A 12,977-nucleotide genomic window follows, 5' to 3' on the forward strand; every position below is an offset into this window, starting at 1 on the left:
CCGTGCCGTGCCGTGCGGTGCCGTGCCGTGCCGTGCCGTGCCGTGCCGTGCCGTGCCGTGCCGTGCCGTGCCGTGCCGTGCCGTGCCGTGCCGTGCCGTGCCGTGCCGTGCCGTGCCGTGCCGTGCCGTCAGGATCATGCAACACGCTCTGCTGAAATCAAGTCCGATGACCGAGACGACTCGCTCTGTGGTTAGCGCTCGATGGGTTTATGCGCATAAAGGCGATCGCCCAGGAAGCCTCGGGAGCGCAATTGCGATCGAACGACTCTGGTCACGCCAAGCGGTCTTGCCACACAAAGCGAAGCGCGTGACCCTCCCGAGGAAGCGCCAAGTTCAAAAAGACGCCCCGCTATATCCCAGCGCTTAGCGTCGCGTCACCTTTGTTTGCGTGACCAACTCACTTTTTCCGTCAACCACCGGGCCCAAAGATCCTCCGGCCACCGCCAGACCTGTTACCGCTCATAGCTGTATCACAGCCACTCCACCGGATCTCGCCACCGCCCATACCCTTTATGCGCATAAACCTAACCCGAACGGCTAATTCTTCTCGCGTTTACACAAAAACGATTGAAATGCGAATTCATCCAGGTAAAATCCATTTGCGTCTAAAAAGAGGAGGTGAAGATTGGCAGCAGAAATCATCGCGGTAACTCAGCAGAAGGGTGGGGTCGGGAAGAGCACAATCGCGATGCACCTCGGCGCTGCATTCCATGAGAAAGGCAAGCGCGTTCTTGTTGTAGACGCAGATGGTCAAAATACCCTGGTCCACTGGGCTAGCGCATCTTCAGACGGCGAAACCGGTATCCCCTTCCCGGTCGTCAATCTCTCCGAAGCTGGCAGCCAGATCCATCGCGAGATCAAGAAGTTCGTGGCGGACTACGACATCATCGTCGTCGACTGCCCCCCTTCCATCACCGAGAAAGTGTCCGGCGTCGTATTACTTGCAGCGAGCGTCGCGATTATGCCGACCTCGTCGTCGCCCGCCGATTACTGGTCGAGCGTCGGACTAGTGAAGCTCGTCCAGCAAGCTCAAGTGATGAACGAGGACCTGCGCGCGGTCTTTCTGCTGAATAAGACCGAAGAGAAACGGATGCTGACGCGCGAACTGAAGCGCGCGTTGGAAGAGCTCGGTTTCCCACTGCTCAAAACCCAGATCCCGACGCGCGAAGCCTATAAGCAGGCAATGGCGTTAGGGCAGACAGTGCTTCAGATGAACGATCGCGGCGCCAAGCTCGCCGCCATCGAAGTACGGGCGTGCGCCAACGAGATCGCCGCCCTGCTCCCCTGAATTTATGCGCATAAAGGACCCTGAATGAAACCCTCCCAATTCGCCAAAGGCTTTCAAGCACGTCCTGATACGACCAGCAGCGAGAAGCGAACCGCTCTCGATCGTTTGAATGCGATTGATGGTTTGGTCAAGAATGGCACTCCCACTGGCGATGCACCGAGTCGCACCCTCCAGCCGGCCATGTCGCCTGACATCGCGGAAGTCGAAACCGCCGATAACGCCAATGAGTCGACCGCTTACCGTACATGGCGGATCGAGCACGCATACCGGCCGGGCCAGATTATCGAACTCGCGCTCAAGACGATCAAGCCGAGTCCCTTCAATCCACGCCATTTCTATCTGAAGTCATCGATCGCCGAGCTTGCCGTCAATCTCGCGAAGCAGGGACAGCAGCAAGCGATTCACGTCATCCCCGATTACGACAATCCCGGCACCTACTTCGTCAGTGACGGCGGCCGGCGTGTGCGAGCGCTGAAAGAAGCGAACAAGGAATCGGTGAAGGCGATCGTCATCGATCTGCCGATTGGCATCCAAAGCTATAAGCTCGGCTACGACCTCAACGTCCAGCGCGATTCGCAGACGGTGTTCGATAACGCCGTCGTCTGGAAACGCTTTCTCGACGATCGACATTTCCAGAGCCAGAAGGAACTTGCCGAGCATCTCGGGCTAGACGAATCGACCGTCGCCGTCGCCTTGTCGATTGCGAAGCTTCCTGAAGCGGTGATGCACGAGATGGTTGCAAGGCCCGACCGCTTTGGCTCGAACATGGCGTATCAGGTGGGCCGTTATCACACCGCCCGCGGCGCTGACGCGACGCTGCGCCTGATCAACAAAATTCTCTCGGACGACCTGAGCACGCGACAGGTCGCGGACATCGTGAAGGGCAGGGCAAGCGCGCAGGAAAGCACTAAGCCGGCGGGACGGCAGCGCTATGCGCAGCGTCTGGAGATCAAGCTCGGCGGTGTCGCTGTCGGCGATCTGAAATCGTATGGGGACGATCGAATCGAACTGCGCCTGAAGGGCCTCACGCGGGAAAAGCGTGACGACATTCTTCGACAGATTGAAAAGATGCTGAAGTAACAGAAGGGCAAGATCAGGCGGAACAGAAACGGCGGCGCACGAGAGGGGCCGCCGTTTTTCTTGACGATTACGCCGCGCGCGATTGGCTCAGCGTGAAGGCGAGCAAGTCGCCGTCGGTGGGTTCGCCCCACGTTTTGCGAGCCAGCCAATCGAAGAATGCCGTTTCAACGATCTTCGAATCCAGCCCACGGCGACGCCAATCATCTCGCATGTGAGTGCCGAGATCCGGCAGCTGATCTTCCTCAAACGACTTCCGCGCGATCTCCCGTTCGGACTCACCTTGCTCGTCGTAAAGCTCGCGCGCTTCCTTGCGCCGATACGCCGAGTACTCACCGAGCAGACGCGCTTTCAGATCGTCCGCCGGCGCGGCCACGGCGGCCTTGCCACCGCTGCCGGAAGGCAGCGCTTCGACCGGCGGCGCATAGCCTTTCTTCAAGGCATCCTTGAACAGTGCGGGCGCGCTGCGCACAGCCGGCAACGATGTGCTGCGCATGCGTTGCTCGGTCATCTGCAGCGCTGCGCGAATCCGATTTTCCTCACTATCGGCGTACAGCGTTTGCGCTTCCTTCAGCGGAATACCGATCTTCACCATCCGGTCGACCAGCGTGCTGTCGAACACGTTCGGGTGTTCATCGAGTGCAAGCATGGGTTGCTTGCGCTCGGTCACGCGGAACTGGATCTCGGCCACGCGCCGCCCTTCCCGGTGCTCGATCAACTCGACGAAGATGTTGGTGACTGCATTCACCTCGGCGATGGCCGGGCGCAGATAATCACGTTTGAAGTACTTGTACTCGCGTTTCGCCTCGTCACCCGCTTCCGTATCCGGCGTGCCGGAGAGGATAGGCCGCCACCATTCCCATGTTTCCCGCATCGTAAGATGGCTCGGGTTGGTCAGATAGCGAACACAAATCTCGTAAAGCGCGAGACCCGCGCTACTACGCAACTGGCTTTGGAACTGCAGACTCAGGCGTGCGTATTGGACCGGATCGAGCAGCTTCTTCTTGATCTTCGGCGCAAACGAGAACTCCACCCAGACGCGGCGGGTAGTGGGGTCTTCGAGAATTTCAGCGTCGGCAATCAGCGTGGAAATACCCCACTTACGGCCCGGCTTCTGACTGGATGTACCCGTGCTCCATTCGACCTGCACCGACACCATGCGCCGCAGATGTTCCTTGACGAGCGCCGTGTCATTCGAATCGAACGCCGAATTGGCGACGATGTCCGACAGCAAGGCCCGATAAGTGTCGCCGGACTCATCCGCTTGCTGAGCAACCGCGAGCAGCACGTTGAATAGCTTGCGGGTGAGGAGCGTGATCTTGCCGCTCTTGGGCTGGATGGCAATCGCCTCGACGGCCTTGCGCAATTCGGCTGAGCTCGGGCTGACTACATCGGTCTTCTTCGCGCGCTTCGTGGCCATGCGTCAGGTCGAGGAGGGATTTGGCGAGAGCATACCGGCTGTGGTGATACACGTCTATAGCGCGAGTCTCACCGTTCCCGGTGAAGTGAGTTTACGACGCGCAACTCACCTCGAGCAGCTCCCGAAAATCCTCACCTCATCTGTTTCACGCCAGGTTCGGGGCATCCTTGCAGGTCGCGGCCTCCCGAAATACGCACCATTTTCCGACTAGCAGTGAAGGCACGCCAAGCGATCCCGAATCTTCTCACCTCAAAAAAATCTCATTGATTTTGGCCGTGTGCGCGTTGCAAGCCGGGCGCACTCACACGAGTCGGTCACGTGAACGCCGGTGGCATGAACACGCTTTGGCCCATTTCAATGGATAGGGGAGGGGAGGAAGAATACGCACCCGTCGATCGCAGCGTGTGGGCCTTCGCGATGAGGGTACACACGGCATCTTTGCGCGTTTCGGATCAAGCAAAGGGTTCTAGACGCGGCAGACAGAGACCTCATTCGCGAGAGAGTGATCCAAACGCGACGCACTCCCCCCGAAAAAGCTCACCTTAACGATAGCGGAGCGCTTGGAACGACGCGGCCTCCAGACCTGGAAGCCGGGAAAAACGCCAATAATTGCTCCCGAAAAACCTCACCAATGAGCCTGGAAGACGTTTGCGAAGGCCTCAAAACGGTCCCCCGAAAAACCTCACCTTTGCGCAGCGCACAAAAATAATTCAATGATTTCATTGAGTTGCAGGGATCTCTTGAGCTCATTCGTAGACACGAACTCCCGCATATCCTCACCTTTAGCCGGTTTTCAGTGAAATCTGGCGTTTTCGGGTCCGGCTCGAGGGGCCCCGAAAAACCTCACCTAGAGATTTCAGCAAGCGCCAAACGCGAATGGCTCTGACAGCGTCCGTAGGGCTTTTCCGGGCTATCCAAGTGATTTTGGTCCTGTATTTCCTCACCTTAACGATCGCAAGCCCCGCAAAAGACTCCCGAAAATCCTCACCTTTAGCCAAAAACGGGCAATTTGAGTAGCCCACGATTGCTCCGCCCCGGGTCTCCCGAATTCGCTCACCTTTCCTCAAGGGGGTCCAGGAGTTCGGCAAAGGGCGGAATGGAATCTCAGGCGAAATTCCAAGCCGGCTCCCGCAAACACTCACCTCAAGCATCCGTTTGCCCAGAAATGAGGCAAAAAGGGTGTCTCGGCCCCGAAAAGTCTCACCTTCGGTTCGCGCTTTCTCCCGTCTTGACTCACCAATGGGGTTTGCGAGGCCCAAATAAGGCCAAAATCTGGGGTTCGCCCGGCTCCCGAAAGCGCTCACCTTCCGGCTGGGCGGGCGCTGAACCTACTTTGAGAGCTGCCGTGCGATCCCGGACGTTCAAGTCCCGCAAAATCTCACCTTTCGCCAAACCCCACTTTTGGGCCAGCTCCTGAACCCGCTCACGTTGTGTCCCGCACCTGCTCACCGAGGCCCCCGAACCTCATCACTCGACAGTCCCGCAAGATCTAACCACCTCTCCCGCAAAGCTTCACCTTGCCGGGCTGAAACCCCAGCCGGGCAAGGCTTTGCCGTGGCGTTAACGTTTTTAACATGGGTTCAAAGGTGTTTACTTTTATTACTCTCTAGCTTTTCCCCGCGTGTCCTTCGGACGAGACCTATCCACCCACCTCGCACCCACGACACGTTCGTGAAACAGTGAGCAATCAGAACAAAACCTTTGAAAACTCTTTATTTACAACAGCTTATTGGCTAATCTTCGTTTTGTTTCACGAACAACGCCCGCGGGCTCGGATCTGATGTGCTACCGATAGCCCTAAAAAGGTCCAACAGGTCAAACCGCACGCTCTCTCCACAAATATGTAGCGGACAATACGTAAATTGTTATGATTTATCCAATTCGAGCAACATCGAGGTCTACATGAATCTGGATCAGGAACGGCAAGCCATCCGTGATGAGCTTGAATCGTTGAGAGCCGGCGGAGCACGGCGGCAGGAATTGTCACTCCATGCTTGCAAGCGGCTTTTCTTTGATTTGGGAATCCGCCCGTCCATGGCGGCTGTTCGCGATCTAACCCAGACAGGCAGTGCAAGTGACATACCGAAGGACATCGACCACTTCTGGGAACGCCTCAGAACGGTGTCGCGCGTCAAAGTGGGTGCCGGGGCAATACCCAAAGCACTGGAAGATCGCGCCGGAGAATTACTGGGCGCGCTTTTTGAGGAAGCCATCGCGCACGCACGCTCGACCTTGGACGACGAACGCGAGCACATTCGCGCACAAGTCGCCGCCGCCGAGCAACGCGCGCGAGAAGCGGAAATTCGCCACAGCATGGCGGAAGAAGCGATCAAGCGCAGCGAACTGAAAGCGGAAGCCGCGTGGGAGCGGGCTCGCGCGCTCGAAACAGAGCTGTCCAGCAGCACCACGCACGGCACCGCTCACCAGGAAGGCTTGCAGGCAACGGCCCGCCGACTCGACAGCGAGAACGAAACGCTGCGTCAACGTCTCGACACCGAACAGGCAACCAACGCGGCGTTGCGTGACCGAATCGATGCGCTTCATGTTGAATTGCGTCAAAGCACCGAACATTATGCGCAACAGATCAAGGACGCCGTGGCCGAAGCCGAGCGGCGTGTCAAGCCGATGCTGGTCGAGCTCGATTCGTTACGCAGCATGGCGGCCACCTATCAGTCCGGCGTACGTGACGCAAGCCGCAAGGAATTCGAGTTTATCCAGCAGATCGCGGCAGCCAAGGCGCGCGGAGACCGGCTCGACGCGCAACTGCGCGAGCAATCGGACGAAGTGGATGTTTTAACCAAAGAAGTCGCCACGCTGCGCGGCCAACAGGGCATCGACCCCGCAATCGCAAGCCTGTTGTGCTCGTTGGTCGAAGCCGGCAGGCTCACAACCGATGAGCTGACCGTCATCGGCAGCGCGGCGGATGGCCATGTCACGTTGCCGCTGCGCTGCCCAAAATGTGAGGAAGGTGAGCCGGAGCTATCGCAAGTGGATCACCGCTTCGAACTGCAGTGTCCGGAATGCGATCACTCGTCAGGTCCCGGCGAATCGAGGCTGGAGGCGGTTAGCCGGTTTTTATCAAGGAGTTCGATTACCGCGTCGGCATGACCGCCGAGGCGGCGCAATAGTGGAAAAATCGCCAAAGGTGAGGAAATTCGGGACCTCAAGGGTGAGGACTTTTAGGGCTCGCCGGATCACCCTTTTCTCGTCAAACGCCCGTCCCGCCTGGCTGGGGGTAAGGGCGGTGCGGCTGGATCGGGTTCGTCGATGACCGGCGAATCCTGGTGGTCCATCCAATTCTGCCACGCCCGATACAAACGGTTCGCGGACACCGCCTGGACAAACCCCAGCCATTGTCCGACCAGTTCTGCCTCTACCCCGCTCTCGAACAGATCTGCCGCAAAGGTGTTGCGCAACGTTTGCGGACTGGCGCGAGAGGTACGCGAGGCGGCAATTCCAGCCGCATCGATCAAGGCGTCGACGGCACGCAGCATAGTGGCCTTGTGCATGGGGCGCCCCGACGGCGAAGCGGGAAAGACCAGATTGCCGGCCAGCTCGGATAGACGCCGTTCGGCAAGCCAGGCGTCGAGAATGGCCGTGGCGAAGGGCGCGAGCCGGGTACGCCGCATCAGCATGGGATTTGCGGACTCGATCGTCACCCACGCTGAACCGGCATTCACGCAACTAACCGTAAGGGAAGCAGCTTCGCCCGTCTTGAGTCCCCCGCCCAGAAACACAGCGATCAAAGCACGGTCACGCCGCTCTCTCCAGCGTTGCGCCATGGATAAGGCCGGCAACGGAGAAAACAGATGCGCAATGAGCGCGGTTCGTTCGGCATGGTTGAGAAAACCGGTCGGCTCGTTGTCGCGTGCATTTCGCCATGCTGCTTCGCCGTCCTGAGCAATGAAGCGGGCGGGATTGGTGGACGCCGATTCAATTTCGCGCACATGGTCGAGCACGCGTTCAATGAGCCGCAAATACCTGACGCGTTGCGGTTTTCGGATTGCAAGGCCGCCCACGAATTCAGCGATGGTTTGCGTATCGACCGTGACCAGACTCTTTTGACGAACGGCAAGCCAGTCGAGGAAAAGCCCCCACTGCGCTTGATAGACTTCAGCGGAAGAGCGCCTGAAATGCTGCTTCGCAAGCCACGCGTCGAACGCGATTTGCGGATCGCGACGCCAGTCTTCGCGTTCCTGATCGAAGAGATCGGTTGATGGTGCGGGACGCGGTACCGGGTCGGACAGATGAGGAGGTGACATACGCAATTCTTCCGTTAGTTGCGCATATTGTAGGTGGCAACCGATGAAAGTACAGCGTCTGACTAAGTCAGTCGCCCCACGCCCGCGCATGCTTTAACGGAGCGCCTTTAGACGAAGGTTCTGCGGCGCGGCGTGCCGCCTCTTCATAGGCCGAGACGGCAAACGCGAACACCGCCGGCAGCGCGGTGGAGGTGCCGAAGTTCACCGCCTCGTCCGTTTCCGGATAAGGCAGGTCGGACGGCCGCTGGAACAGCCCGAGCATGATCGCGTCGTGCCGGCTGGCAAATCCGAGATCCGCCAACGCCTCGGCCTCGATGGCATGTAGCAGACGCCACGAGAGCGGCACCTGCTGGACGATGTAGCGTGCCGCGATATTGCGCACGATGTGTTCAAGATCGCGCGCCGCGGTTTGATAGCGCAGCGCGGCCAGAGCATGCTCGGCTTGTTCGGTGGTCAGGTCGTTCATCATCGGCTCCAGTCGATACCCTGTACTGTACAAATATACAGTGTCTCGTGCAACCTCGGCCGAGCGGACAATTCAGCCCAATTCCGCCAACAGCCAGCAACGGTGCGCCTGCCGCTCAGCCGTGAATCACCACCAGCAGCGCTTTCGCTTCGCCTTTGCCGGCGTTGCGGATGGCGTGCGGCTCGTCAGCGACATAGCGCGCGGTTTCTGCGGCCTTGAGCCGCTTCGTCGTGCCGGCCGCCTCGATCTCGATCGATCCCTGCAACACGGTCAGATGCTCTCGCGTGCCAGGTTCGTGCGCGTTCGACACCAGCGCCCCGCCCGCTTGCAGCGTCAACTCGTACCACTCGAACTTGCCGGCCAGCTCGATCGGCCCCCACACGCGCAACTGATACTTCGCCTCGTGCCCGCTCAAAGTCGGAATGTCGTGCGGACCGGAGACGGCAATCGCCTCCGGCGCCTTTTGCGGCGCGAACAGCGAATCGAGACTGACGCCAAGCGCGTTCGTCAGACGCCAGGCAACCGCGATCGTCGGATTGGCCTTGTCGCGTTCGATTTCCGAGAGCATGGATTTCGACACGCCCGCCGCGCGTGACAGGTCGTCGAGCGTCATGCGCCGTTCGGCGCGCAGACGCTGAATCTGCTCGCCGACACGAGGCGGCGCAGCGGTCGCGGGGACCGTGCCCGTACCTGAAGTGGGTACCGCGTTGGCCGCTGCGCGGCGGATTCCCGAACTTGCCATTTACTGACCTATCGTTTAGAGTTGTTCGACATACCGGATTTTAGTTCGGAAAAACGAAAATATCCGATAAAACTGACAGCCGACTATAACAGGCCGCCTCGACGTCGAACATGCCGCAAGCGCCGAGCATGTCGCCCATGGGCGCCCACCCTTTCAGGAGTCTGGTTCATGCGTGACCTTTACCTCGCCCATCTGCGCGGCACTCTCGAGCAGATCCGCGCCGACGGTTTCTACAAGAACGAGCGCGTGATCGCCAGCCCGCAGTCGGCTGATGTGCGTCTCGCGAACGGCACGGAAGTGCTCAATTTCTGTGCGAACAACTATCTCGGTCTCGCTAACGACGAACGGCTGATCGAGGCCGCGAAGCAAGGCCTGGATCACGACGGCTTCGGCATGGCGTCGGTGCGCTTCATCTGCGGCACGCAAACCGTGCACAAAGACCTCGAAAAAGCGCTCGCCGCATTCCTGCAAACCGACGACTGCATCCTTTATTCCAGCTGCTTCGATGCGAATGGCGGTCTGTTCGAAACTCTGCTCGACGAAAACGACGCGATCATCAGCGACGAACTGAACCATGCGAGCATCATCGACGGTGTGCGGCTTTCGAAGGCGAAGCGCTTTCGCTACAAGAACAACGACCTCGCCGATCTGGAAGCGAAACTGAAAGAAGCCGAGGCGGCAGGCGCGCGGTTCAAGCTGATCGCAACCGACGGCGTGTTCTCGATGGACGGCATCATTGCCAACCTCGCCGGCATTTGCGATCTCGCCGAGCGCTACGGCGCACTAGTGATGGTCGACGATTCGCACGCGGTCGGCTTTGTCGGTGAACACGGGCGTGGCACGCCGGAACATTGCGGTGTGCTGTCGCGCGTCGACATCATGACGGGCACGCTTGGCAAAGCGCTCGGGGGCGCATCGGGTGGCTACGTCGCCGCGCGCCAGGAAGTGGTCGATTTGCTGCGCCAGCGCTCGCGTCCTTATCTGTTCTCCAACACGCTGACGCCGAGCATCGCTGCGGCCTCTCTGAAAGTACTCGAACTGCTCGCCAGCGACGAAGGCGCGCAATTGCGCGCGCGCGTGCGCGAAAACGGCGCGCATTTCCGTAGCGCGATGAGCGCGCTCGGCTTCACGCTCGTGCCTGGCGAACACCCGATCATTCCGGTCATGCTCGGCGACGCGCAACTCGCATCGAACATGGCCGACGCGTTGCTGAAAGAAGGCGTGTATGTGATCGGCTTCTCGTTCCCGGTGGTGCCAAAAGGCCGCGCGCGAATCCGCACGCAAATGAGCGCCGCGCATACGCCGGAACAAATCGACCGGGCCGTCGACGCATTCGCGCGTATCGGCCGTCAACTCGGCGTGATCTAAAACGAAAGGCGCACATGAAAGCATTGGCAAAACTCGAACGCGCACCCGGCCTCACGCTGACGGATGTGAAGAAGCCCGAAGTCGGGCACAACGACGTGATGATCCGCATCACGCGCACGGCGATTTGCGGCACCGATATTCACATCTGGAAATGGGACGACTGGGCACAAAAAACGATTCCGGTGCCGATGCACGTCGGCCACGAATACGTTGGTGAAATTGTTGAAATGGGCGAGGAGGTGCGTGGCTTTGCGATTGGCGATCGTGTGTCGGGCGAAGGGCACATCACCTGTGGTTTTTGTCGCAACTGCCGTGCGGGACGCCGGCATCTGTGCCGCAATACGGTGGGCGTTGGCGTGAATCGCGAAGGCGCGTTCGCCGAATATCTCGTGATTCCCGCGTTCAACGCGTTCAAGATTCCGCCTGAAATCTCCGACGATCTCGCCGCGATCTTCGATCCGTTCGGCAACGCCACGCATACCGCGCTGTCGTTCAACCTGGTCGGCGAAGATGTGCTGATCACCGGTGCCGGGCCGATCGGCATCATGGCGGTGGCGATTGCGAAACACGTCGGCGCACGCAATGTGGTGATTACCGACGTCAACGACTATCGTCTCGAACTCGCGCGCAAGATGGGTGCGACGCGTGCCGTGAACGTTTCGCGTGAATCGTTGCGCGACGTGATGGCCGATTTGCACATGGCTGAAGGTTTCGATGTCGGACTGGAAATGTCCGGTGTGCCAAGCGCCTTCACCAGCATGCTGGAAGCGATGAACCATGGCGGCAAGATTGCGCTGCTTGGTATTCCGCCCGCGCAGACCGCGATCGACTGGACCCAGGTCATTTTCAAAGGCCTCGAAATCAAGGGCATTTACGGCCGCGAGATGTTCGAGACCTGGTACAAGATGGTCGCAATGCTGCAGAGCGGTTTGGATTTGTCGCCGATCCTCACGCATCATTTCAAGGTCGACGACTATCAGGAAGCGTTCGCCACGATGCTCTCAGGCGAGAGCGGCAAGGTGATTCTCGACTGGACGGCTGCTTGAGCTGAATGAGCAAACCAGGCGGCGCACTCGAGTGACGCCGCTGAAAATGAAACGCCTCACACACAACGCCCGCATCGTGCTCACGCGCCTGCGGGCGTTTTAACGAACTCAGCCTGGACGCGTACATGAATATCGTCGCCGACAGCCGGGTACCACGTCGCCAAACCGAACTTCGCGCGGCTGAAATGGCCGTCCGCGGAAAAACCGAGCGTGTCTTTTTTCGTGAGCGGATCGGGCGCAAAACCGTTGAACGTCACGTCGAGTGTGACAGGTTGCGTAACGCCGTGAATCGTCAGGTCGCCAGTCAAGGTGCCACGCGACTCGCCGGTGCGCTCAAAGCGCGTGCTGGTGAAGCGCACCTCCGGATAGCGCGCCACATCTAGCATGCTCTCGCTTTTCACCATCTTGTCGAGCAGCGGCACATTGGTGTCGATGCTGGCGGCGTCGATCGTGATCGTTGCGCTACTCTTGTCCAGACCGCCTTCGTTCCAGTCGAGCTGCCCCTGTTTGCGGTCGAAGCGCATTGTAAAGCGCGAATACTTGAAATGATCGATGTCGAAGGTGATGCTGCAATGGTCCCGATCGAGGTCGTAGCGCCCAACCGGCACGCGCGCTTCGTTCTGGCTGACTGTGTGCGTGAGTACTTGCACAGGCGTACAGGCCATTGCCGTCAACAGCGTTGCGCTGAGCAGCGCACGTATCAACGTTGCACGGAAGGTTGAGCGATCCATGAGATTCGTTCCAGTTGATGAATCGTCATCACGATAGCAGTAAGCGTACCAATCCGCCGAAGTGCACGAAAACTTGACGAAGGAGAATGATCGTTCTACCCTTCGCGTATGGCTACTCGAAACCCACCTGAATCGACTGCGTCAGGCAGCGCGCGCCAAAGGCTGCTCGATGCCGCGGAAGCATTGATCTACGCCGGCGGCATTCATGCAACCGGTGTCGACGCGATCGTCAAGCAATCCGGCACCGCGCGTAAAAGCTTCTACACGCATTTCGAATCGAAAGACGCGCTGGTCGCCGCCGCGTTGGAGCGGCGCGACGAACGCTGGATGAACTGGTTTGTCGCGGGCACGCTGCAGTACGGCAAGACTGCGCGCAGCCACCTGCTCGGCATGTTCGACGTGCTGCGCAGATGGTTTGCGTCGGAGGACTTTCATGGTTGCGCGTTTCTGAACGCTGCCGGTGAAATCGCTTCCGCGGAGGATCCGATCCGGATTGTCGCGCGTGAACACAAGGAACGCCTGCTTGCGTTCGTGCAAACCCGGGTCGATGACTATGCGGCCGGATCGGGCATGGATG

At 59.3% G+C, this 12,977-nt stretch carries 11 protein-coding genes; 6 read left to right on the forward strand and 5 right to left on the reverse strand.

The window, feature by feature from the left end; all coding sequences use genetic code 11:
* Window positions 1-625 precede the first annotated feature (625 nt).
* Both parA and QOC89_RS10870 read left to right on the forward strand, forming a co-directional pair.
* Window positions 626-1,288 (forward strand): ParA family partition ATPase, encoded by a 663-nt coding sequence (gene parA, locus QOC89_RS10865; RefSeq protein ID WP_054034704.1) that lies wholly within the window; start codon window positions 626-628, stop codon window positions 1,286-1,288.
* A 24-nt stretch (window positions 1,289-1,312) separates the two neighbouring features.
* The gene (locus QOC89_RS10870) at window positions 1,313-2,368 is read left to right on the forward strand and encodes a ParB/RepB/Spo0J family partition protein (RefSeq protein ID WP_323045012.1); all 1,056 of its coding nucleotides are present in this window, start codon (window positions 1,313-1,315) and stop codon (window positions 2,366-2,368) included.
* A 67-nt stretch (window positions 2,369-2,435) separates the two neighbouring features.
* Here QOC89_RS10870 and QOC89_RS10875 read toward each other — a convergent pair whose 3' ends face one another.
* Window positions 2,436-3,785: a replication initiation protein gene (locus tag QOC89_RS10875; RefSeq protein WP_323045013.1), complete on the reverse strand. Its 1,350-nt coding sequence runs from the start codon at window positions 3,783-3,785 to the stop codon at window positions 2,436-2,438.
* A gap of 1,902 nt (window positions 3,786-5,687) precedes the next feature.
* Between QOC89_RS10875 and QOC89_RS10880 the strand changes: the two genes are divergently transcribed.
* A complete protein-coding gene (locus tag QOC89_RS10880; RefSeq protein ID WP_323045021.1) occupies window positions 5,688-6,893 on the forward strand; it encodes a DNA-binding protein in 1,206 nt (401 codons plus the stop codon).
* A gap of 86 nt (window positions 6,894-6,979) precedes the next feature.
* On the opposite strand, the gene QOC89_RS10885 is transcribed toward QOC89_RS10880, so the two are convergent.
* The 3 genes from QOC89_RS10885 to QOC89_RS10895 all read right to left on the reverse strand — a co-directional run bounded on the left by QOC89_RS10885 (window position 6,980) and on the right by QOC89_RS10895 (window position 9,255).
* Window positions 6,980-8,047 carry a tyrosine-type recombinase/integrase gene (locus tag QOC89_RS10885; RefSeq protein WP_323045014.1) on the reverse strand — a complete coding sequence of 356 codons (1,068 nt, stop codon included), beginning with the start codon at window positions 8,045-8,047 and terminating at the stop codon, window positions 6,980-6,982.
* A 67-nt stretch (window positions 8,048-8,114) separates the two neighbouring features.
* A complete protein-coding gene (locus QOC89_RS10890; protein ID WP_323045015.1) occupies window positions 8,115-8,513 on the reverse strand; it encodes a DUF2471 family protein in 399 nt (132 codons plus the stop codon).
* Window positions 8,514-8,628: 115 nt separating this feature from the next.
* Window positions 8,629-9,255 (reverse strand): XRE family transcriptional regulator, encoded by a 627-nt coding sequence (locus tag QOC89_RS10895; protein WP_323045016.1) that lies wholly within the window; start codon window positions 9,253-9,255, stop codon window positions 8,629-8,631.
* A 168-nt stretch (window positions 9,256-9,423) separates the two neighbouring features.
* Here QOC89_RS10895 and QOC89_RS10900 point away from each other — a divergent pair, with 168 nt between their 5' ends.
* Together QOC89_RS10900 and tdh are read left to right on the forward strand one after the other, a co-directional pair.
* Window positions 9,424-10,623: a glycine C-acetyltransferase gene (locus QOC89_RS10900; RefSeq protein ID WP_323045017.1), complete on the forward strand. Its 1,200-nt coding sequence runs from the start codon at window positions 9,424-9,426 to the stop codon at window positions 10,621-10,623.
* A 14-nt stretch (window positions 10,624-10,637) separates the two neighbouring features.
* A complete protein-coding gene (gene tdh, locus QOC89_RS10905; RefSeq protein WP_323045018.1) occupies window positions 10,638-11,669 on the forward strand; it encodes an L-threonine 3-dehydrogenase in 1,032 nt (343 codons plus the stop codon).
* An 80-nt stretch (window positions 11,670-11,749) separates the two neighbouring features.
* Here the strand turns inward: tdh and QOC89_RS10910 are convergent, their stop codons facing one another.
* A complete protein-coding gene (locus tag QOC89_RS10910) occupies window positions 11,750-12,400 on the reverse strand; it encodes a YceI family protein (protein WP_323045019.1) in 651 nt (216 codons plus the stop codon).
* Between the two features lie 108 nt (window positions 12,401-12,508).
* Here QOC89_RS10910 and QOC89_RS10915 point away from each other — a divergent pair.
* Window positions 12,509-12,977: TetR/AcrR family transcriptional regulator (locus QOC89_RS10915; protein WP_323045020.1), on the forward strand; the 469-nt coding region annotated here is incomplete at its 3' end.

Source organism: Paraburkholderia sp. (assembly GCF_034668105.1).
In the GTDB taxonomy this organism is placed as follows: domain Bacteria; phylum Pseudomonadota; class Gammaproteobacteria; order Burkholderiales; family Burkholderiaceae; genus Paraburkholderia.

Excerpts from the sequence above, each read along its gene's own strand:
- QOC89_RS10870 (WP_323045012.1), top strand. The coding sequence starts at position 1,313 with ATGAAACCCTCCCAATTCGCCAAAGGCTTTCAAGCACGTCCTGATACG.
- QOC89_RS10875 (WP_323045013.1), bottom strand. The coding sequence starts at position 3,785 with ATGGCCACGAAGCGCGCGAAGAAGACCGATGTAGTCAGCCCGAGCTCA.
- QOC89_RS10880 (WP_323045021.1), top strand. The coding sequence starts at position 5,688 with ATGAATCTGGATCAGGAACGGCAAGCCATCCGTGATGAGCTTGAATCG.
- QOC89_RS10885 (WP_323045014.1), bottom strand. The coding sequence starts at position 8,047 with ATGTCACCTCCTCATCTGTCCGACCCGGTACCGCGTCCCGCACCATCA.
- QOC89_RS10890 (WP_323045015.1), bottom strand. The coding sequence starts at position 8,513 with ATGAACGACCTGACCACCGAACAAGCCGAGCATGCTCTGGCCGCGCTG.
- QOC89_RS10895 (WP_323045016.1), bottom strand. The coding sequence starts at position 9,255 with ATGGCAAGTTCGGGAATCCGCCGCGCAGCGGCCAACGCGGTACCCACT.
- QOC89_RS10900 (WP_323045017.1), top strand. The coding sequence starts at position 9,424 with ATGCGTGACCTTTACCTCGCCCATCTGCGCGGCACTCTCGAGCAGATC.
- tdh (WP_323045018.1), top strand. The coding sequence starts at position 10,638 with ATGAAAGCATTGGCAAAACTCGAACGCGCACCCGGCCTCACGCTGACG.
- QOC89_RS10910 (WP_323045019.1), bottom strand. The coding sequence starts at position 12,400 with ATGGATCGCTCAACCTTCCGTGCAACGTTGATACGTGCGCTGCTCAGC.